The organism is Rhodomicrobium lacus, from assembly GCF_003992725.1.
GTDB lineage: Bacteria > Pseudomonadota > Alphaproteobacteria > Rhizobiales > Rhodomicrobiaceae > Rhodomicrobium > Rhodomicrobium lacus.
Genome location: NZ_RZNF01000007.1, coordinates 352,876 through 372,608, shown reverse-complemented (window position 1 = coordinate 372,608; position 19,733 = coordinate 352,876). Strand labels below are relative to the sequence as shown.

General features: G+C 62.3%; 20 protein-coding genes. 9 read left to right on the top strand and 11 right to left on the bottom strand.

Annotated features, from left to right (window positions below):
• Positions 1 to 86 precede the first annotated feature (86 nt).
• The 3 genes from EK416_RS09010 to dapE all read left to right on the top strand — a co-directional run bounded on the left by EK416_RS09010 (position 87) and on the right by dapE (position 3,286).
• Complete coding sequence (locus tag EK416_RS09010) at positions 87 to 1,106, top strand: DUF805 domain-containing protein (protein WP_164729938.1); 1,020 nt, start codon at positions 87 to 89, stop codon at positions 1,104 to 1,106.
• Between the two features lie 144 nt (positions 1,107 to 1,250).
• The gene (locus EK416_RS09005) at positions 1,251 to 2,072 is read left to right on the top strand and encodes a hypothetical protein (protein ID WP_127077163.1); all 822 of its coding nucleotides are present in this window, start codon (positions 1,251 to 1,253) and stop codon (positions 2,070 to 2,072) included.
• A 62-nt stretch (positions 2,073 to 2,134) separates the two neighbouring features.
• A complete protein-coding gene (gene dapE, locus EK416_RS09000; RefSeq protein WP_127077162.1) occupies positions 2,135 to 3,286 on the top strand; it encodes a succinyl-diaminopimelate desuccinylase in 1,152 nt (383 codons plus the stop codon).
• Positions 3,287 to 3,305: 19 nt separating this feature from the next.
• Here the strand turns inward: dapE and EK416_RS08995 are convergent, their stop codons facing one another.
• The 7 genes from EK416_RS08995 to EK416_RS08965 all read right to left on the bottom strand — a co-directional run bounded on the left by EK416_RS08995 (position 3,306) and on the right by EK416_RS08965 (position 8,832).
• The gene (locus tag EK416_RS08995) at positions 3,306 to 3,641 is read right to left on the bottom strand and encodes a hypothetical protein (RefSeq protein WP_127077161.1); all 336 of its coding nucleotides are present in this window, start codon (positions 3,639 to 3,641) and stop codon (positions 3,306 to 3,308) included.
• Between the two features lie 243 nt (positions 3,642 to 3,884).
• Positions 3,885 to 4,232, bottom strand: coding sequence for a hypothetical protein (locus EK416_RS08990; protein WP_127077160.1), 348 nt, complete (start codon positions 4,230 to 4,232; stop codon positions 3,885 to 3,887).
• A 2-nt stretch (positions 4,233 to 4,234) separates the two neighbouring features.
• Positions 4,235 to 4,453, bottom strand: a complete 219-nt coding sequence (locus EK416_RS08985; protein ID WP_127077159.1) for a hypothetical protein — start codon at positions 4,451 to 4,453, stop codon at positions 4,235 to 4,237.
• A 196-nt stretch (positions 4,454 to 4,649) separates the two neighbouring features.
• The gene (locus tag EK416_RS08980; protein ID WP_127077158.1) at positions 4,650 to 5,210 is read right to left on the bottom strand and encodes a methyltransferase family protein; all 561 of its coding nucleotides are present in this window, start codon (positions 5,208 to 5,210) and stop codon (positions 4,650 to 4,652) included.
• Positions 5,211 to 5,573: 363 nt separating this feature from the next.
• Entirely contained in the window at positions 5,574 to 6,593 is a 1,020-nt protein-coding gene (pip, locus tag EK416_RS08975) for a prolyl aminopeptidase (protein ID WP_127077157.1), read from the bottom strand.
• Positions 6,594 to 6,707: 114 nt separating this feature from the next.
• Entirely contained in the window at positions 6,708 to 8,570 is a 1,863-nt protein-coding gene (locus EK416_RS08970) for a sodium:solute symporter family transporter (RefSeq protein ID WP_127077156.1), read from the bottom strand.
• A gap of 1 nt (position 8,571) precedes the next feature.
• On the bottom strand, positions 8,572 to 8,832 hold the full coding sequence (locus EK416_RS08965) for a DUF4212 domain-containing protein (RefSeq protein ID WP_127077155.1): 261 nt from the start codon (positions 8,830 to 8,832) through the stop codon (positions 8,572 to 8,574).
• Positions 8,833 to 8,990: 158 nt separating this feature from the next.
• Between EK416_RS08965 and EK416_RS08960 the strand changes: the two genes are divergently transcribed.
• Positions 8,991 to 9,671 (top strand): response regulator transcription factor, encoded by a 681-nt coding sequence (locus EK416_RS08960; protein ID WP_127077154.1) that lies wholly within the window; start codon positions 8,991 to 8,993, stop codon positions 9,669 to 9,671.
• A gap of 267 nt (positions 9,672 to 9,938) precedes the next feature.
• Here the strand turns inward: EK416_RS08960 and EK416_RS08955 are convergent, their stop codons facing one another.
• The 4 genes from EK416_RS08955 to EK416_RS08940 form a co-directional block, all read right to left on the bottom strand.
• Positions 9,939 to 10,358: a hypothetical protein gene (locus EK416_RS08955; protein WP_127077153.1), complete on the bottom strand. Its 420-nt coding sequence runs from the start codon at positions 10,356 to 10,358 to the stop codon at positions 9,939 to 9,941.
• Between the two features lie 404 nt (positions 10,359 to 10,762).
• On the bottom strand, positions 10,763 to 11,170 hold the full coding sequence (locus tag EK416_RS08950) for a DUF3775 domain-containing protein (protein WP_127077152.1): 408 nt from the start codon (positions 11,168 to 11,170) through the stop codon (positions 10,763 to 10,765).
• The gene (locus EK416_RS08945) at positions 11,148 to 11,828 is read right to left on the bottom strand and encodes a uracil-DNA glycosylase (protein ID WP_127077151.1); all 681 of its coding nucleotides are present in this window, start codon (positions 11,826 to 11,828) and stop codon (positions 11,148 to 11,150) included. The genes EK416_RS08950 and EK416_RS08945 overlap by 23 nt, the downstream gene beginning before the upstream one ends.
• 65 nt (positions 11,829 to 11,893) lie before the next feature.
• The gene (locus EK416_RS08940; protein WP_127077150.1) at positions 11,894 to 12,526 is read right to left on the bottom strand and encodes a LabA-like NYN domain-containing protein; all 633 of its coding nucleotides are present in this window, start codon (positions 12,524 to 12,526) and stop codon (positions 11,894 to 11,896) included.
• A gap of 85 nt (positions 12,527 to 12,611) precedes the next feature.
• Here EK416_RS08940 and folK point away from each other — a divergent pair, with 85 nt between their 5' ends.
• The 5 genes from folK to EK416_RS08915 all read left to right on the top strand — a co-directional run bounded on the left by folK (position 12,612) and on the right by EK416_RS08915 (position 19,708).
• Positions 12,612 to 13,250, top strand: coding sequence for a 2-amino-4-hydroxy-6-hydroxymethyldihydropteridine diphosphokinase (folK, locus tag EK416_RS08935; RefSeq protein WP_127077149.1), 639 nt, complete (start codon positions 12,612 to 12,614; stop codon positions 13,248 to 13,250).
• Between the two features lie 150 nt (positions 13,251 to 13,400).
• Positions 13,401 to 14,630, top strand: a complete 1,230-nt coding sequence (locus EK416_RS08930; protein ID WP_127077148.1) for an efflux RND transporter periplasmic adaptor subunit — start codon at positions 13,401 to 13,403, stop codon at positions 14,628 to 14,630.
• On the top strand, positions 14,627 to 17,773 hold the full coding sequence (locus tag EK416_RS08925) for an efflux RND transporter permease subunit (protein WP_127077147.1): 3,147 nt from the start codon (positions 14,627 to 14,629) through the stop codon (positions 17,771 to 17,773). The genes EK416_RS08930 and EK416_RS08925 overlap by 4 nt, the downstream gene beginning before the upstream one ends.
• 157 nt (positions 17,774 to 17,930) lie before the next feature.
• Positions 17,931 to 18,161, top strand: a complete 231-nt coding sequence (locus tag EK416_RS08920) for a glycosyl hydrolase family 5 (protein ID WP_127077146.1) — start codon at positions 17,931 to 17,933, stop codon at positions 18,159 to 18,161.
• A gap of 128 nt (positions 18,162 to 18,289) precedes the next feature.
• Entirely contained in the window at positions 18,290 to 19,708 is a 1,419-nt protein-coding gene (locus EK416_RS08915) for a mannose-1-phosphate guanylyltransferase/mannose-6-phosphate isomerase (RefSeq protein ID WP_127077145.1), read from the top strand.
• The last annotated feature ends 25 nt before the right edge of the window (positions 19,709 to 19,733 follow it).

Sequence of the window (19,733 nt, the reverse complement as noted above, 5' to 3'; positions counted from 1 at the left end):
CAAAAGGCCGCAACAACAGACCGGGCTTCCGGCTCTGCGATGAAATGCGGGAAACTCAAGGCGCCGGGAGCGCGATGGAGAATCCGATGGGTTGGGGCGAAGTGTTGTTCGGCTTTCACGGCCGCATCAACCGGCTGACATACTGGGGCGGAAGTCTCGCGGTAACGGGCGCCGGTCTCGCCTTCGCCGCGCTCCTTTCGTGGCTCGCGACCGGCGATCCGCTCGCGCCTGCGGTCTGGCAGCGCCCCGCCGACCAGTCGGGCTTGTGGGAACCGGTCTGGCTCAGCTATTTCGCCCTCATAGCCTGGCCCATGAGCGCGCTGTCCGTGAAGCGCCTTCACGACCGCAACTTGCCGCGCTGGCTTTGGTATTCTTATTTCGGCTTCTCCATAGCCATGGCGCTTGTGCCGATGACGGATACGCTCGACACGGGAACGCCTGCCTCGTCCGGCTTCCTTGCCGCCGTGCTGACCGGCTTTTCCATCTTCATGTTCGTGCAACTGAGCGTGCTGCGCGGCACGCCCGGCCCGAACGCGCACGGTCCCGATACGCTTCCGCCCGGCTATCATGGCGGCGATCACGACATCTGGAGCATCCTGTTCGGATTGGAAGGCCGCCTGAGCCGCGCGCATTGGTGGCGGGCGACGACGCTCGTCAGCACCGTCGTGCTGACGGTGCTGACAGCGTCGTTTCTCTTCCTCGGAGACTACCTCAACCGGCACCCGGAAATCGTGCAGAACATGAACAACCGCGACTGGCTCAACAGCGCCGAGGCGAAGCCGGTGGCGGCCGAAATCGCGCGGTGGATGTTCATTCCCGGGCTCGTGTTCTGCGTTGCTTTATGGAACCTGCTGGCGCTCGGCGTGAAGCGCCTGCATGACAGGGGGCTTTCCGGCTGGATGATCCTGCTCGTCGTTGCGCCGTTCCTTGCCCTCGGCCTTGCGCCGGGGCTTGCGGCGCAAGCGGCCATCGGCGAGGGCGCGGTCAACTTCATCGGGCTGCTCTTTCTTGCTTCCCTGATCTGGGGATTTCTTCAGTTCGGGATCCTGCAGGGCGAAACAGGGCCGAACCGATACGGCCCCGATCCGCTCGCGGGAAAGCCGTGAAAGCGCCGGTCGCCGCCTCATAGCCGCCCACGAAAAGCCCGAAAAGGCGGCTTTCGTTGCAGGAGAAGGTTCGACCCGGAAGGTCGGATCACAGATCATTTCCTGTAAAACGAATAGTCAGTTTCAGCGGCGGGAAGGCACCCCATGCCCCGTTTCGTGACCCTTGATGAAACCGAAGTCATCAAGTCCGCCTATCAGCTCAAGAACCGCGTGGCCGAGCGTTTTCCCGATCGCGGCCTCACTCGTGAGGCCACGCGCCTTGCCGAATACGCCCACGCTATCGCTCAGGAAGCGCGTTTGCTCGCGAAGCGCAACGTCGCGGCGGATTTCGTCATCGGCGCGCTGACGATGGTCGGCTTCGCGGTCACGGTCTTCATCCTCGCCCGCATCCCATGGATCGAAATCCAGTTCGCAAAACAGCAGGAGTTCTTTCAGGCGATGCAGGGCGTCAGCGCGGCGATTCATGTTGCCGTCTCGGTCGCCCTCGTGATCTTCTTCGTGACGAACCGCGCCACGCGCATGAAGCGCAAAAAGACGCTCCGCGGCCTCCACAGCCTGCGCGCCTTCGCCCACGTCGTCGACAGCCACCAGATGAACAAGGATCCGGCGGCCATGGCGGCAAACCTGCCGCCGACGCGATCCTCGCCCGACCGCGACCTGAACCCGCGCGAGTTGCTCCGCTATCTCGAATATTGCTCGGAAATGCTGTCTCTCATCAGCAAGTTCGCGGCACTTTACGCGCAAAGCATCCGCGATCCCGTCATTTTCGATGCAGTGAACGATATCGAGCAATTGACAGCGTCCCTCAGCAACAAGATCTGGCAGAAGATCATGATCCTGCACGGTTCGCTGGCAAGAGAGCCGAATTTGCAGGAGATCCGCCTGCCGGAAGCAGCCTTCGCGCCTCCGGCGTCCGCTGTCGCAAGCGGGCCGCAAGGCGGGCAGGTGCGGGAAACGATCCCCTGATCGGCTCAGCGTGTTAAACCCCACGACAACGAGCGCGCAGCCCAAGGAAAGCAAGAACAAGCATGACAAGCGCCACCGACTACGCCCAAACCCTGATCCGCTGCGCAAGCGTCACACCGGAAGACGCCGGCGCACTCGCCTTTCTCGAACGCGAACTTGGCGCGGCAGGCTTCGCCTGCGAGCGGCTGCGATTCAGCGAACCCGGAACGCCGGACGTCGAAAACCTCTATGCCCGAATCGGCGACGGCACACCGCATATCTGCTTCGCGGGTCACATCGATGTCGTGCCGCCGGGCGATGAGGCCGCGTGGCGGCTTCCGCCTTTCGCGGGCGAGATCGTGGACGGCGTGCTCTACGGGCGCGGCGCCGTCGACATGAAGGGAGCGGTCGCGGCCTCGCTGGCGGCGGCGCTCGACTATTTGCGCGAAAAGCCGGACCTCACCGGCTCCATCAGTTTCCTCATCACCGCCGACGAGGAAGGGCCGGCCATCAACGGGACGCGGAAGGTGGTGGAGCGCCTCATCGCGCGCGGCGAGCGCCCCGATGCCTGCGTGCTCGGCGAATGCACCTCCGAAGATGCCGTGGCCGATACGATCAAGATCGGGCGGCGTGGCTCTCTCGGCGCGGAACTCATCGTGCGCGGCGTGCAGGGACACGTCGCCTATCCGCACAAGGCGCGTAACCCCTTGACGGCGCTCATCGGAGTGCTGACTCTGCTCAAGGCGCGCCGCCTCGACGAAGGCAGCGAGCATTTCCAGCCGTCGAATCTCGAAATCACCACCATCGACACCGGGAACAAGGCGACGAACGTCATTCCGGCACAGACGTCGGCGCGCTTCAACATCCGCTTCAACGATCTCCACACCGAGTCATCGCTCAGGGTATGGCTCGAAGAGCAGGTGGCCGCAGCTCTGCGCTATGCCGACGTGACACATACGCTGAGTTTCGATCCGGCTTCCGACAGCTTCCTTACGAGTCCGGGCGGGTTCGTGAAGATGCTGGGCGCGGCGGTTCATGCCGAGACGGGGCGCGAGCCGGTGCTTTCCACGGGCGGCGGCACGTCGGACGCGCGCTTCATCAAGGATCTGTGCCCGGTCGCCGAACTCGGCCTCCTGAACGCCACCGCGCACAAGGTGGACGAGCAAGCGGCCACGGCGGACATCGAGACGCTCGCGCGCATCTACAAGCGCTTCCTTCACCTTGCCATCGGATGAGGGCGCCCCGGACGGTGGATCACCGCCCGGCGAACATCCCGCGCAAGACATAATAGATGGCGGCGGCGATCCAGATGGCCGCCGCGACCGCGCCCGCTATCATGGCGAGAAGCGCGATGAAGAAGAAGCCCATGCCGACCGTATAGAGCACCGGCCCGGCGTCGAAACCGCCGATGAGGCAGGGATGCCCCCCGCTTTCGTCGAGGCGGCAGCCCGCGAAATGCGCCATGCTCGCGGCGAAAATCACCGGGATCATCGGCAGCACGGACAACAGGAGGATCGCGATGGCCGCGCGGCGGAAGCGCCTGCGCCGCGCCGATTGCGGCGTTGTCCTGTCTTCGATTTCGCCTTGCATCCGTCGCCGCCCCGTTCTGCCTGCTGCCCGTGCTAGAAACCCGCTTAGAGCGCGCCCGGAAAAGTGTGAAGCGATTTTTCCGGCAAGACGCACGGCAGAAAAAGAACGAGAGCGCGTTTTTTGATTCCATCAAAGGCGGAGACGACCAACAATCATCGTGCCGTAAATCGGAGGGGGGCGCGCCTGTAAGCCTTGGTTATCTGCGCCGCGTCGCGTCCTACCTGACGCAGGCTGATCTAAACGTCAGTTCCGGCTTCGGCCCCGCCGAAGCAGCAGCACCACGCCATGGACGACAAGCGCGGCGAACCAGAATGCGAGCGCCATGGCCCCGATCTGGATGGTTGCGATCGCGAGCCAGCCCATCATGGCCATGGTGTAGAGCGTCGAGCCCCAATCCTCGCCCGCGATGATGCACGGATGAATGCTGCCCTCATCGAGCGCGCAGCCCGCGTTTTTCGCGATGGCGGAGGCGATGGCGGCAAGGATTATCGGCGAAACCGTGAAAAGCACGATGGCCGCGAAGGTGAGCGCGTATGCGAAGACGAAGCGACGGTCGCCGCGCCGTGCGCCCGCGCCGTCACCGCCGCTCACTCTCAACTCCGTGTGGCGTTTTCCGAACGGGGGTGGACATTTTCATTTTGCAGCCCGAAGAGCTTCCGCTTCACCGCGAAATAGCGATGATTGCAATTTTCCCCTTCGTACTCGACGAAAATAAGGTCGCGACGGGAAGCGATGAAATCCTCCGCCGCTTGCCTGTGCATTTCGATATGCCCGGGGAAAATACGAGCGACGATCCGTTGCCATACCGGCATCAAACACCTCGTTCAGGATACCGAGGCATTTTATTGAGTTAAACCCAAGGTTGCAACGCGCCACCCTATTCTCTCCATAACCAAAGCGAGGCCTGTGGAAAGCTCGAAGGGTAACGATGGCGCGGCACAAGGGCCTGAGCCGACGGGCCATGAGCCCCTCGCATGTCGGCCGCCGCGCGGTCACGCGGCCTTCGCTTCAAAGGAATCGCGGCGTGCGCTGCTTGTAGTCGGCATAGACATCGCCGTAAGCGCGCTCAAGCCAGGGCTCTTCCGTATAAGGCAGGATCACGTAGACCAGGATCGCCAGCCCGCACAGCACAGCGGATTGCGCCGACCCGTTGGCCAGGCCCGTGCCCAAGAAGCCGAGGATCGACGCTACATATTGCGGGTTGCGGCTGTAGCGATAGAGGCCGCCCGTCACCAGCCCCTCGTCAGCGCCGTAGGTGTTTTCGATGCCGAGGTCGAAATAGCCGTAGATCGTGAAGCCGAAGCCTATCGCCACGCACACCATGCCCGCGATAAAGCGCCACGTATCGGGCCCGCTCTCCGGCCAGCTGGCCGTGAGAATCGAGAACAGCAGCGTCAGCCCGAGGCCGCCCCGAAACAGCGGCCAGAACGTATAGTGCTGCCAGCTCCGCTCCGCCGGTGTCGGCCAAAGCTTGAAGCTTCTCGAAAAGATGGTCAGCAGCAGGAGCGAGTTCAGCGTGACGAGCGAGGCCGCGGCCACGTCGAAGATGTACATGAGATAGCTTGGCATGTCGAAAGCCGCTACAGCAGGAATGTATCAACCGCGTGACAAGAGCATCGCGACGATTTGCACCAAGTCTGAAGATCGGGTCAAGGCCTCAAGATGCCGCTTCGTCCCGCCGGCTGCAAGTTGACCGGATGCCGGTGCGCGTGAGAAGGGCTGTCAAACCTCCGCGCCGGAGCGATGCGATTGTGAATGGATACAAGCGCTAGTGGTCCGATTCCGACATTTGCATCCGTTTGCAGCACGCTTGCGAGCAAATGTCGGAATCGAAAGGACCACTAGCAACATCATGATTCTCGTGGAGCTTTTGAATTTGACATTTGAGCGAGAGTTCGCAGCCACCGGGACTCAAATGTCAAATTCGCTCCACTAGCTATTCCCCGCCGCGTAAGCGTTCGTCGCGCTCACGATCTCATGCACGATTCCGGGCTCGCTCGCCGCATGCCCGGAATCCGGCACGATGCGCAACTGCGCCTTCGGCCACGCTTTGGCCAGATCCCACGCATTTTTCAAGGGCGTCACCACGTCGTAACGGCCATGAATGATGGTGCCTGGCAGATGCGCGATCCGTCCCGCATCTTCGAGGAGCTGGTTGTCACTGCTGAAGAAGCCCCGGTTCATGAAATAGTGGCACTCGATACGCGCGAAGGCGAGCGCGTAGAACTCGCTGCCGAACTGGTTCACACGCGCCGGGTCGGCGAACAGCGAAAGCGTCGTTCCTTCCCATATGCTCCATGCGCACGCCGCCGCCAGACGCTCGGCTGCATTGGCGGAGGTCAGGCGCCGATGATAGGCGGCGATCATATCGCCGCGCTCGGCGGGCGGGATCGGCGCCTGATACGCCTCGAACGCGTCGGGAAACAGCCAGCTCGTACCCTCCTGATAGAACCAGTCGAGTTCGGCGCGACGCAAAAGGAAGATGCCGCGAAGCACAAGCTCGCTTACGCGTTCGGGGTGCGTCTCCGCATAAGCGAGCGAAAGCGTCGAACCCCATGAGCCGCCGCAAAGCTGCCAGCGGTCGATGCCGAGATGCTCGCGCAGCCGCTCCATGTCGGCGACGAGATCCCATGTGGTATTTTCATCGAGGCTCGCATGCGGCGTCGAGCGCCCGCAGCCGCGCTGGTCGAACAGCACAATGCGATATTTCGACGGATCGTGATAGCGGCGCATGGTGGCGTTACAACCGCCGCCAGGTCCGCCATGCACCCAGACGGCGGGTTTCCCCGCCGGGTTACCGCACTCCTCGAAATAGATGTCGTGTCGGTCCGAAACCTTGAGCCAGCCCGTGCGATAGGGCGAAATGTCAGGAAATAGCGGCAGCCGCCCAACGGTAGAGCCGGGCGTGTGCGGCAGCAGCTTGGACGCATCGGGGAACTCGGCTTGGCGCATGCGATCCTCGGATCAGACAGGAGGGAAACGCTCCCGGTTTCATCCTAGAACGTTATCGCTCCGGGAGAAATCAAAAGCGCGCGTCTCACACAATCCGCCCGAAGACGCCGCGTGTCAGATCGACGGCTTCGTGCGCGACGACAGCCGCACCATGCGCGATTGCAGCGTTTCGCCCGCCGGAACGCGAAGGTCTTCCGCCGCCTCCTGCGCCTGAGCGTCGGAAGCCCCGAGAAGCAGGCTCGCGATCACCGCCGAGATGAAACTCACCGGCACGCCAATGACCGCGGCGTTCAGCGGGTCGATACCGAACAGCGGCGCACCCGAGGCGCTCAGATACAGCGCGGTGACGCCGAACCCCGCCAGCATTCCGGCGAGAGCGCCTTGCGCCGATAGCCTCCGCCACCACACCGAAAGAACGAGCACCGCGAAAAACGTCCCCGCCGCGAGCGAGAGCGAAACCATCGCCCAACGGAGCGGGTCGACGTGGCCTTTCGCCAGAAAGAAGATGAAGAGTCCGAAGACGATCATCGAGAGCCGCGCCACGAGGAGGCGGCGAGCGGGCGACGCGCTGCGTTTCAGTATTCCATGGTAGATGTCGTCGCTCACGGTGTTCGCGAGTGCCACGAGATGCCCCGCCGCGCAGGCCGAGACCGCAGCCAGAAGCGCGGCCGCCGCGAGCCCGAAGAAAACGCGCGGCAATTGGCCTGCCATCGGCAGGATGAGCGCAAGGCTATCCGGCTGAAACGTGACTCGTTGCGAGCCGCCAAGCTGTTCGAACTGATTGCCGGGCAGCGAGATGAAGCCGAGCTGCTGCAAGGCTCTCGCCCAAGTGGGGAGGTCCGAAACGGGCACGCCGATCAGAGCCTCGACCGCCATCGCTTTTGTGAAGAAGGCATAGGCCGGGATCGTGAGCACCACGAACGCGCCGACCATCGTTACCCAGCCGAACATCCTGCGGCTGGCGAGAATCGTGGGTGTGGTTGAAAGCCTTGGGAGAAAGCTGGGGTGCGCCGCGACGCCAACCGCGAGACAAAAGATCAAGAGGACGAAATCGACCGGCGAAAGAGCGCTGAACATGCGCTCGGCGGGACGCGTCACCGGCTGGGCAGTCTGACCGGGCAAGACATCGCTCAGGGCTTTCGGCCGCGTCGTCGTGATGAATCCCTTCGACGCCTCGCGCTCCTTGATGTCTTCAAGCTGGCCGCCATAGGTGAGTTGCGGAAGCGGCAGGTTCGTCCTTATCACCGATACGATGATGAGCGGGGCGAGCAGGCCGAGCACCACCACGAATTGGGCGCATTGCGTCCACGTCGCGGCGCGCATGCCGCCCAGCACGACGGCGAGGACGACACTCGCCACGACGAGCAGCGTGAAAAGAGACGCGGGAGAAAGATCGATGCCGAGCGCCTGGGGGGACGGCAGAAGGTAGCCGACGAGCTTCCCGCCAAGCGCAATTTCCGCCACGATGGCGATAAGGCAAGGCGCAATCATCAGAACCGATGCGGCGAGCCGGATGGTTTTTCGCCCGAAGCGGAGATGAAGAAACCCCGGCACCGTGTATGCTCCGGCCTTCCTCAGATGCGGCACGAACAGCACCGCCATGAGCACGAGCCCCGCGAAGAGCCCGACGGGAATGGCGATGGCATCAATCCCGATGAAAAAAAACGCGGCGATGCTGCCCGCGAGCAGGCTGCCGCCAAACACCATGGCATTGAGCGCGAGCGCGTTGTAGAGCGGGGGAACACGCTCGCCTGCGACGAAAAAGTCGTCGATGGTGATGGTGCGTGTCATGAAGCCGATCGCGATGTAGAACATCGCCGGCGCGACGATGATGGCGTGGTCGATGGTCAGCGTCGACAGGCCGAGCTGTTCGAGCACCACAAGCATCAGGGCGAGACAGGTATATGCGCTCGCAAAGATCGCGAAACTGGAGCCGAGCTTCGGGTTGACGGCGGGCGTGCTGTAATTGAGCGTCATGTCAGAACTGGATGGTCATGTTATGGACGCGGTCCGCGCGCTGCTGTCCGCCGAAAAAGCCGTATATCAGAATCGCCAGCAAAATGACCGCCCCATGCGCGAGGAGGAAATAGCCGAGCGGAAACCGGAGAAAACGATACGCGTTGAGGTCGGGGATAAAAAACGGAAAGACGATCATGATCACTGCGAGTGTCACCGTCATCCCAAGGCTGAGCCGCGAGATACTTCGCCAATAAGCTTGCTTAACGTCGTCATCGGACATAGTTTTGCAGTCTCATTACATCTTTAGTTCAACCCCGGGAATCGGTCCTTGTCATCCTATCTGAAACCGAGAGCCGAGCAAGGCATGCACGCCAAGCGCGACTCGCGTCGAAGAAAGAAGGCGGGCGGCGCGACAGGCCCGATTGTGGCGACCAAGCGATGAGCGCTTATCATGTCATCATTGCGGACGATCATCCGCTTTTCCGCGATGCTCTCAAGCAGACGCTAGGCTCGTCTCTGGACGGCGTCAGCATCACCGAGGTGGATTCGGTCGAAAAGCTGCTCGATGCGCTTTCGGCCAATCCGGGCGCGGATCTCGTCTTGCTCGACCTGCGAATGCCGGGCGAGAAGGGCGCGGCTTCGCTGTCGGGTCTGACCGGCCTCATGTATCTTCGGAGCCAGCATCCGCAGATTCCCGTGGTCATCGTATCGGCGACGGACAATGCGAGCATGATCCGCCGCTGTGCGAATCTCGGCGCGTCGGGCTTCATATCGAAGTCCCTTCCCGTCGACCGCATCCGGCATGCGGTGAAGACCATCCTCGACGGCGGCATCTGGTTCACCGATGAAATGCAGGGGGAGAGCAGCCCGGATGAACTCGGCGAGATGGCCGCGCGCCTCGCGACGCTCACGCCGCAGCAGGTTCGCGTGCTTTCGATGCTGGGCAAGGGGCTTCTGAACAAGCAGATCGCTTACGAGCTTTCCGTCTCGGAAGCGACCGTGAAGGCGCACGTCTCCGCCATCCTGCAAAAGCTTGGCGTCGACAGCCGCACCCAAGCCGTGATCGCCGTCAACCGGATCGCTGCCTTTGACGAGGCTGACGGAAATGAGGGGGCATAGGCCCGTTCCGGAAAAGCATAGCCAGCGCTTGGCTTCATTTTCGAGCGTCGTCCTACGAGGCCGGCGCTTGTCTTTTATGCCGAGCATTCGACGAGTGGAGCGCGTCTGTGCGCGGCGGTTTTTTCGACAAGGCGCGCGAACAACAAGATAGACCGCGCCTTTGATTCAATCAAAAGCGGATAGCTCCACCGGCGCCGGGCCTGCGATACAAAGCGGACGTATCAAGGTTCGGCAGCAGTTCGCACGTCGGTTTGTCAGTTCGCCGCATCAGCGGGAGGGGCTTCGCTGCGAGCGGAAAGGCCGCTCATGGACCGCGAACGGGTTTTCGCGATCCTTCAACTCCGCCTCGATCTCGTCCAGACTCCACGGCGTGAAATCATGCGCGTCTGCCGCTACGTCGAGGCTGAACCCGAGCGGCGCGTGGTTCAGCCGACCATGCACATGGCCGAAAAGGTGCCAGCTTCCTGTCCAGGAACCATCCCACTCACGCATCGGATAATGGCACATCACGATGCGATGGCCGCCCGCCTCGATCTCCTTAATAAGGCTCACGCTCGCGAAAAGCCCGGCGTGATGCTTCAGCGTCTCCGCGTCGTGGTTGCCCTGGACGAGGTGGATCGCGCCGTTAAGTGTCAGCGCCCAGGAAATTGCGGAAGCAGAAATCGCCGAGGTGAAAGACGGTGTCATCGGGCCCGACGCGCTGGTTCCAGCGGGCGACCATCGCTTCGTCCATTTCGTCGACGCTTGCGAAAGGGCGATTACAGGTCTGAATGATGTTCTTGTGACCGAAATGCGTGTCCGAAGTGAAATATAACGACATCGCCAAGCCTCGCCGGGAGCGCCGGAAACCGATCCGATTTGCATCGCATCCGACTGACAGACCGCAATCCGAGTCAGCTTGCCCCCTGTCGGATGGTGCTCAAAAGCCAGGCAACTCCGTCTGAACATTTAAGGAAGGCTTGACGAATTGCAAATGACAGCCCGCTCACTTGAAGCGAAATAGGTCGTCCATCGCCCTTTCTTGAACCCTCAGAGCGGCAGAAAATTTCCGCGCGACGCCGATACAGGCGTGAGCGCAGACCCTTCGATCGTCAGGTCCGGCGGACGATATCTTCTTCAGCCTCTTCAACCGAATAGCCGAGTTGGTCGAGCGCGTCTTCGAGATAATCCGGCAAAAGCGGCAGCCCGAAAAGATAGTCGACCGGATTGTTTCCGTGCTCGGCCTTGGCCGTCGCGATGGCGTCGTCGAGTTCGCCCGGCGCATATGTGCCGCGACCGATCCAGGCCAGGGCAATCAGGCTTGCCTGTTCGTCCTCGTTCAGGCTGTCAAGAAATTCGCGGAGTTCCTGCCGCGTTGCGTCGTCAGGAAGGTCTTCGAGGATCGAATCGCTCGTCGCGTCGTCGCTGTCCGCGTCGTCGTCCCATGCGGCGGTCTTCACGTCGAGTTCACGAGCGCGAAGGATGACATGCGCAACCTTATCGGTGGTAACTTCCAGCATTGCCTTGGCTCTGTTCTTTTGCGGCGCTCTCAAGATAGGCCGCGATTTTTCCGAAGATATCCCTGAACATTTCCGCCGTTAAACGGCCGGTGTTCGTATTATACCGTGAACAATGGTAACTACCGAAAAGTTTACGTCCGTCGTGAAGATCGAGCGCGGAACCATGAGCGAATTTGTACTGCGAGGGTTTGATGTCCAGCGCGCGCAACGTCCCGTCGAAGGCGATTCGGCCGAGCGCAAGGATCGCACGCAGGTTTGGCATTTCCCGAATTGTCGCTGCAAGGAAGCCCCGGCAGGCCGCCGCTTCCGCCGGCGTAGGCTTGTTCTCCGGCGGCACGCATCGCACGGTGTTCGTGATGCGACAGGCGCGCAACGAAAGTCCATCGTCGGCCCGCTCATCGTAGGTGCCCGACGCGAAGCCGAAGTCCAGCAGCGTCTCATAAAGCAACACTCCGGCATAGTCGCCGGTGAAAGGACGACCCGTGCGGTTTGCGCCTCGAAGACCGGGCGCGAGACCGACGATCAGGAGTGAAGCATCGGGGGAGCCAAAGGACGGAACCGGCGCGTTGAACCAATCGGGGTGACCGGCCTTGTTGACGCGGCGAAAATCTGCGAGCCTCGGGCAGAAGAGGCAATCGGGCTCCGGTTCGCTCGCCATAATGTAGCGCGGCGCCAGCGGCGGCTCAGGGGCACGGCGACATAAGTCAGCCCCTGTGCCTATCGCTAATCCGCATCCACCTGAGTATCGCGCAGCGCGGCGGCGGCGAGGCGCTCATGATGCCGTTGCTCGTGGATATGCGCCTGATATTCGCGGCCGTTTTCGCCGCGCTGGGTCCGGCAGATGTCCTTCTGAAGGTCCGCGAGGTCGATGAACTGATCCGCCTGCCGGCGAAGCTCGTCCGCGACCATGGGCGGCTGGGTCGTCAATGTCGAGACGACGCTCACGCGCTTGCCCTTGTGCTGGAGCGCTTCCACAAGCGTGCGGAAATCGCCGTCGCCCGAGAAAAGGATGATGTGGTCGAGATGCTCCGCCAACTCCATGGCGTCGACGGCGAGTTCGATGTCCATGTTGCCCTTGATCTTCCGGCGCCCGGAGGCATCGGTAAATTCCTTCGTGGGCTTCGTGACCATCGAATAGCCGTTATAATCGAGCCAATCGATCAAAGGCCGAATGGATGAATATTCTTGTTCTTCTGCCAGAGCGGTATAATAAAGCGCTCGCAGCAAAACGCCCTTGTTGCGGAAAAGATTTAAAAGTCGTTTATAATCTATATCGAAGCCCAAAGCTTTAGCCGTGGCATAAAGGTTCGCCCCGTCTATGAAGAGAGCAATTCGCTCGGTCGAGTAGAAATTCATCCGGTTACCTTGGCTGCGAACGTCTTGTTGCATTCTAAGTAGTTTCTAAGGGCTATCATTCCCCAATCAGGCGAAAGAAACATTGATGGCTCAATATATGAGTGCAAATCAAGGCATTTTGTTTCAAAGCAGCATCATAATCGCACTCGGGTCCAATCTGTCCGGGCCTTGGGGATCGCCCCAGGAGACTCTCCAGCGTGCGGTCCAGGAACTTGCTTCACGCGGCATAAAAATAGAGAGAACGTCGAAACTCTATCGGACGAAGGCGCACGGCGAGATCAATCAGCCCGACTTTCTAAACGCGGTTGCGTCCGTCGACTCATCGTTGCCTGCGGATGCACTGTTACGAGTTTTGAAGCGGATTGAGGCGCAAGCGGGGCGAATTCTCACCATCAAGCATCATCACGCCGATCACCGATGGGCACCACGGCCTCTCGATCTTGACATCGTAAGCTATAAGGGCCTTGTCCGCAACTGGCTGATGGGCCACCCCGCAAAAGACGCGAAGCTCATCCTGCCGCATCCTCGGGCGCATGAACGGGCATTCGTTCTTCGCCCCCTCGCGGAAGCGGTGCCGCGCTGGCACCATCCGGTGCTGGGGCTTACGCCTGCGGCCTTGCTCGCGCGCCCGACCGTCCGCGACACGGGTGCAATCCTTGACCTCGATGAGCCCCCAAATGAACAGTGGGCGCTACGACAAGGACATAACATCGCCTCGAACTGAAGCATAAACGGTTCCGGCTTCTGTTTTGTCGGCAAATGGAGTGCGATCAATAATCTGCTTCATTTGCTCACCGCGAATGAAGGGCGATGCCCGCGACGCGCGGCTCTCGCTTGGGGCATCCCGCCCGTGTAACGATCATTGGAAAAAAAGATGTCTTCCGCCATGGCGCTCGACTATTTCGGACGCAGCTTACTCGCGAGGTTGCTCGTCGTCATTCTTCCTGCGCTGGCCGCGGCGGGCGGGGCATTGGCGGACGACGGCCCTCGAAAGACGAGAGCGCCGGTCGTGACAGTCGCCGAAGCGCGCTCGATATCTTTTGTGGATAACCTTCTTGTGACAGGTTCTCTTGTCGCTCGGGAAGAGGTGCTGGTCGGCCCGGAGATCGATGGGCTGCGACTCACGGAGCTTCTCGCGGAAGAAGGCGACACCGTCGCCGAGGGGCAGGTTCTCGCCCGCCTGTCACGCGACATAATCGAAGCGCAGATCGCGCAGAACGCCGCTTCGCTCGCGAAAACGCAAGCGGCCATCGAGCAGGTAAAAAACCAGATCGTGGAAAGCGAGGCCACGCTGAGGCAGGCCGAGGACTCGTTCAGCCGGGTCAAGCCGCTGCGCGAGTCTGGCACCGTCAGTCAAGCCACCTTCGACGAACGCGACGCAGCCTTCCGTACCGCGCGCGCGCGGCTCGCGGCTCAGCGCGAGGGGCTCAAGCTCGCCGATGCCGAGCAGCTTCTGATCAAGGCGCAGCGCCGCGAACTCGACGTGAAGCTGGCTCGAACCGACATTCGCTCGCCCGCCGCCGGTATCGTGAGCCGCCGCACCGCGCGCGTCGGCGCCGTGTCGTCTGCGACGGGCGACCCGCTTTTCCGCGTGATCAGGGACGGCGAGGTGGAACTCGACGCGGAAGTGCCCGAGTTTCATATGGCGAAGCTGAGGGCCGGTCAGCGCGCGCGGGTCGAGATCGAGGGGCTGGGCGCGCGTGAAGGTCAGTTGCGGCTTGTCTCACAGGAAGTAAACCCGACCACCCGCCTGGGCCGCGTTCGAATCTCGCTGGGCAACGCCGCGGACCTGCGCATCGGCACCTTTGCGCAGGCGCTCATCAGCGCGGGCAAGCGCGACGCGGTCGGCGTCCCGGCGACGGCGGTCCTTTACAAGAACGACAGCGCGACGTTGCTCGTCGTCGCCGACGACAAGGTGCGCGAGCGCGCCGTGAAGCCCGGCCTTCTTTCGGGTGACAGCATCGAAATCCGCGAAGGGCTTGCCGAAGGCGAGGTGGTCGTCATGCGCGCGGCCTCGCTGTTGCGCGATGGCGACGCGATCGCTCCCCACTTCGTCGAAACGCAAACGGCCGCCACCGCGTCCTCGCCAGGGATCGCGAAATGAGCACGAACGTTTCCGCTTGGGCGATCCGCAGGCCAATTCCCTCGCTCGTCCTGTTCCTCGTTCTGATGACGCTCGGGCTTATCTCATTTTTCAGCCTTGGCGTTACGCGCTTTCCCAACATCGATATTCCGATCGTCACCGTCACCATAACGCAATCGGGTGCGGCGCCGGTCGAACTTGAGTCGCAGGTGACGAAGCGCGTCGAGGACACCGTCGCGAGCGTCACGGGCGTGAAGCACGTGACGTCATCGATTACGGACGGTTCCTCCGTCACGACCATCGAATTCCAGCTCGGCACCGATACCGACCGCGCCGTCAACGACGTGAAGGACGCCGTGTCGAAGGTGCGCCAGGACTTGCCGCGCACCATCAACGAACCGATCACCCAGCGGCTCGACATCGAGGGGCTGCCCATCGTCACCTATGCCGCGTCGGCGCCGTCGATGACGCTCGAAGAGCTGTCGTGGTTCATCGACGACACGGCCGCGCGGAGGCTGCAAGGCGTGCGCGGCGTCGCGCAGGTGTCTCGCGTAGGCGGCGTAAAGCGGGAGATCCGCGTTTCGCTCGACCCTGACAGGCTGATCGCACTCGGTATCTCGGCGGGCGAGGTGAATGCGCAGCTTCACGCGACGAATACCGATCTTGCGGGCGGGCGCGGCTGGCTCGGGGGAGCAGAGCAATCCATCCGGGCGCTGGCAAGCGCCACCACCGTAGAGCGCCTCGCGGCCACTTCGGTCACGCTGCCAGGCGGCCGCAAGGTTCGCCTCGATCAGCTCGGCACTGTGAGCGACGCCACCGAGGAGCGCCGCACCTTCGCTTCGCTGAACGGTCGGGACGTGGTTGCCTTCACCATCGTGCGGGCAAAGGGTGAAAGCGACATCGTGGTCGCGGCCCGCGTAGCGGAGGCGCTCGAGAAGCTCGCCGCCGCGCACCCGGAGGTGACGTTCGAGAAGATCGATTCCACAATCGAATTCACGCTCGGCAATTACGAATCCGCGATGCATACGCTGCTCGAAGGTGCGGCTCTCGCGGTGCTCGTCGTCTTTCTTTTTCTGCGCGACTTGCGCGCCACCATCATCGCCGCCATCGCGCTGCCGCTCTCGGTCTTTCCCACGTTCTGGGCGATGGAGATGCTGGGGTTCTCGCTCAACATGGTGTCGCTGCTCGCGATCACGCTCGTGACGGGCATCCTGGTCGACGACGCCATCGTCGAGATCGAGAACATCGTGCGGCACATCCGCATGGGTAAATCGCCCTATCGCGCGGCGCTCGAAGCGGCCGACGAGATCGGCCTCGCCGTGATCGCGATCACGCTCACCATTGTCGCCGTGTTCGCGCCGGTAAGCTTCATGGGCGGCATCGCGGGACAGTATTTCAGCCAGTTCGGGCTGACCGTCGCCGCAGCCGTCCTGTTCTCGCTGCTCGTCGCGCGCCTCCTGACACCGATGATCGCGGCCTACTTCCTTCGACCGAAGGCTCATGTGGAGCCGCGCGACGGTTTTGTCATGCGCGCTTATACTCGCGTCATCGGCTGGACGGTCCGCCATTACTACCGCACGCTGATGCTGGGCTTCGTGGTCTTCGCCGCCTCGATCGCGAGCGTGTCGCTGCTGCCTTCCGGCTTTCTTCCGGCGGAAGACTCAAGCCGCTCGATCTTCGCAATCGAACTGCCGCCCGGCTCGCGTCTGGGCGATACGGAGATCATCACGAGCAAGGCGGAAGCCATCATAAAGCGCAGACCGGAAGTGGTGTCCGTGTTCATCGACGGCGGCCGCATCCTGGGCGCGACCGGCGGCTCGGCGGAGGTGCGCAAGGCGACGATCACGGTCCAATACACACCGCGTTCCGAACGCTCCATCACCCAGCGCGAACTTGAGCAGCTTATCAGCGCCGAGTTGAAGGAAATCCCCGACGTGCGCTCATGGGTGATGGCTGAAAACGGGCAGCGCAGTTTCACCATCGAAGTGACCGGCACCGACAACGACAAGGTGAGCGACACCGCCGCGAGGCTCACGAGCGAGATGCACGCCGTGCCGTGGCTCGCGAACGCCGTGAACGGCGCGGCCCTCGACCGCCCCGAAATCCTCATCATCCCCCGCCCCGTGATCGCCGCAGAACTCGGCGTTTCGACAGAGGCTCTTTCCGAAGTCGTCCGCATCGCCACGCTCGGCGACGTGGACCAGAACCTCGCCAAGTTCAACGCGCCGAACCGGCAGGTGCCGATCCGCGTGCAGCTCGACGAACAGGCGCGCACAAACCTTCAGCTTTTGCAGAACCTGAAGGTGAAGACTGCGCATGGCGACACCGTGCCCCTCATCACGGTGGCGGAAGTGAAGCTCGGCAAGGGGCCGTCGTCCATCGAGCGGTATGACCGGCTGCGGCGCGTCACTATCGGCGCGGACCTTGTCGGCACCGACGCGCTGGGGCAGGCTCTCGCCGCCGTATATCAGCTACCCGCCGCAAAGGCTTTGCCTTCCGGCGTGATCCTGCGCGAATCGGGTGACGTCGAAGTGATGACCGAGACGTTTTCGAGCTTCGGCTACGCCATGGGTGCGGGCGTGATGATGGTTTTCAGCGTGCTTGTGATCCTGTTCGGCAGCTTCCTCCAGCCGGTCGCGATCCTGCTTTCGCTGCCGCTCTGCATCGGTGGCGCGATCTTTGCGCTGCTGCTCACGGATCGCCCGATCAGCCTACCCGTCTTTATCGGCTTCCTCATGCTGATGGGCATCGTCACGAAAAACGCGATCATGCTCGTCGATTTCGCCATCGTGGAACTACGGCGCGGCGTGCCTCGCGGCGTTGCGATCATCGACGCCGGGCGAAAGCGTGCGCGGCCCATCGTGATGACGACCATCGCGATGGCGGGCGGCATGTTCCCGAGCGCCCTGGCGTTCGGCGCGGGCGGCGAGTTCCGTTCGCCGATGGCGATTGCCGTGATCGGCGGCCTTCTCGTCTCGACGCTGTTATCGCTCCTTTTCGTCCCCGCCTTCTTCATGGTGATGGACGACGCGAGCCGCCTGTTCCTCCGGCTTTTCGGATGGCTTGCCGGTCCGCGCGACGAGCCCGGCGACGCGGAACCGCACCGGCAGCCAGCCGCTGCCCCGGCGCTTGCGGCGGGCAAACCGCTGGTCCCGAGCGAATGAGCCGAGCACTGCCGCGTGTTGCAGCAGCCGCCTTTTAATGCGAACCAGATTCAATTTTTCCGCATTTCGAGCAGAAGGCGCAGGTTTGTCCTTTTCCTGTCATGAAGGCAGGGCACGGTTTTCGCGCCGAGGGAGGATTTAGAGGAAAAGACACATCATGAAGACGCTTGCTTATGCCGCTTTCGGCTTCGCGCTTTTTGGCGCCGCCGCCGCCCTGTCTTCCGCTGCGGGCGCTGCCGAAGCTCCGAAGATTCCCGCCGCCGCGTTGGAAAACACCATGGTGCAAACTGTCCAGTACGGTCGCTGCCGCGCCTGGCTTCGCGAATGTCGCGCCCGCTGGGGATTCGGCCCGCGTTTTCGTCGTTGCATGGCCATGCACGGCTGCTGATTTTTCCCAGGGAGGAAGGCATTCTTGCCTTCCTTTTTCCAACCGCTTGTGTTTGCGTCATATTTAGGACATGACCTTCGCCTCGAAATCGCAAAAGTCGATGTGACATTTTTTGCAAGGGGCTTCGGGTGATCATTCCAGTCATTCTCGCGGGCGGCACGGGTTCGAGGCTCTGGCCGTTGTCGCGCTCCAGACATCCGAAGCAATTCCATGCTCTTGTCAGCTCAGAGCCGCTGCTGGTCGACGCCGCGCGCCGCGTGTCAGGCTCCGGCGGGTATCTGCCGCCTTTCGTGATCACCAACGAAGAGAACCGCTTCGGCGTCGTGGCCGCGTTCCGCAACGCGAAGCTTCCCTGCCAGGGCATCGTGCTTGAGCCGGAAGGCCGTTCAACCGCGCCTGCCGCCGCCGTCGCGGCCTTCCTCGCTCTCGAAAAGGCCGGCCCCGACGCTCTCATTCTCGTCATGCCGTCTGACCATCACATCGAGAATTCTCGTGCGTTCCTTGATGCCGTGGAAAATGGCCGAACCGCTGCGCGGGATGGCCGTCTCGTCACGTTCGGCGTCAAGCCGACGAAGCCTGAAACAGGATATGGCTATGTGAAGACCGCCAGCCCGGCAGGCGAAGCCGGAGGCGTGCTGAAAGTCGACCGTTTCGTCGAAAAGCCGGATCGGGAAACGGCTCAGCGGTTCTGCGCGGAGAACCTCTATTTCTGGAACGCAGGCATTTTCCTGTTCGGCGCGCGGGCCTATCTCGACGAGCTGGCGCGCTTCGAACCCGCCATGGTCGAGGCGAGCCTCAACGCGGTGCGGAACGCCACGGCCGATCCCATGGACTTCCTTCGCCTCGCGGACAGCTTCCGCGATTGCCCCGCCGACTCCATTGACTACGCCGTCATGGAGAAGACGGAGAAGGCTGCCCTCGTTCCGCTCGACGCCGGGTGGAGCGATGTCGGGACCTGGGATGCCCTGTACGACGCGGCGGAGAAGGACGAGCACGATAACGCGACGCGGGGCGACGTTCTCTTGCGCAACGCAAGCCGCTGCTACGTGCGCGCGGAAAGCGGCCTTGTAGCCGTCTCGGGCGTGGAAGATATCGTCGTCGTGTCCACGAAGGATGCGACGCTTGTCGCCAAGCGCACCGAGAGCGGCTCCGTGAAGGAGGTGGTGCAGCAGCTTGCCGCCACCCGCCGGAACGAGGCGGAGCAACATACTACGGTGCATCGGCCATGGGGCAGTTACGAAACGCTGCACCTTTCCGAACGTTATCAGGTGAAACAGATCGTCGTCGAGCCGGGCGCTGCGCTCTCGCTCCAGCGGCACCATCATCGCGCCGAACACTGGATCGTGGTCAAGGGGACGGCGCGTGTCACCATCGATGACGAGACGAGGCTGCTTTCGGAAAACCAGTCGATCTACGTGCCGCTCGGCGCGACGCACCGGCTGGAAAATCCGGGGCTCATTCCGCTCACGCTGATCGAGGTGCAGTCCGGCCCCTATCTCGGCGAAGATGACATCGTGCGGCTGGAAGACGTTTACGCGCGGGTTTGAACGAGCGGCGATAGTCGTTTCGCTC